2 protein-coding genes are annotated in these 889 nt (G+C 44.0%); both read left to right on the top strand.

Annotation, left to right across the window (positions count from 1 at the left end; all coding sequences use genetic code 11):
* Positions 1-74 precede the first annotated feature (74 nt).
* The gene (locus tag A3762_RS02445) at positions 75-353 is read left to right on the top strand and encodes a polyhydroxyalkanoic acid system family protein (RefSeq protein ID WP_068479568.1); all 279 of its coding nucleotides are present in this window, start codon (positions 75-77) and stop codon (positions 351-353) included.
* A 33-nt stretch (positions 354-386) separates the two neighbouring features.
* Positions 387-889 (top strand): AMP-binding protein (locus A3762_RS02450; RefSeq protein WP_156493152.1); only part of this gene is annotated, 503 nt, incomplete at its 3' end.

Genomic DNA, 889 nt, shown 5'->3' on the forward strand with positions numbered 1-889 from the left:
TAGATTGTTCTGGGTTTGTGCAATATCGGTTAGACTTGCCAAATTGTAAAACTAATCAGCAGTAGGATTTTTTGATGAGCGCAATTCGCATCGAAAGAACGCATAACCGAGGACTAGACGCTGCAAAGCAAGAAGCGGAAAGTTTAGCGGAAGATCTAACTGAAAAGTTTGGGCTCAAATACGGTTGGCAAGGTGAGACGCTTGCGTTTAAAGGATCTGGTGCGAAAGGTGAAATTCACTGCGCTTCGGATAGTATCGCGTTAACTTTAGAGCTTAGTTTTGTTTTGCGACCGTTTAAAACACGAATTGAGCAGGAAGTGCATAAATACCTCGACGCGTTTGCTGCAAAATAAAACTACCGATATCTAACAAAAATAAGAATCTTTATGACTCAAATAGCCAATCAGCGTGCTTTAAGCGCACGTGATCTTATCGTTCGTTCTCCTGAGCTTTTTAGAGGCCTTCCAAAGAAATTACGCGGTTTATATCGTGTCGCGCAGCAGCGTAAGAATCCCGTTAATAATTTAGCTTCGTGCTTTGAGCTGGTAGCGTCAAAGTTTCCAGACAATATCGCGGTGATGTTTGAAGGGCAGTCTTTGAGTTATAGCGACTTCAATCGCAAAGCTAATCAAATTGCGCATTATCTAGAGGGCACAGGGACGGTAAAGGGCGATACGATTGTCGTCATGATGGAAAATCGTGTTGAGTTATTACTATGCGTTGTGGCGTTAGCGAAGTTGGGGGCAATTGCTGCACTGATCAATACATCGCAGCGAGGCAATGTTCTTGAACATAGTATTCGTTTGGTTTCGCCCAAGCGCATCATTGTCGGTGAAGAGTTGTTCGACGCTTGTATGGCTGTTGAGTCAGCGCTGCCTGATGGCGATCA

This window comes from Oleiphilus sp. HI0125 (genome assembly GCF_001635355.1).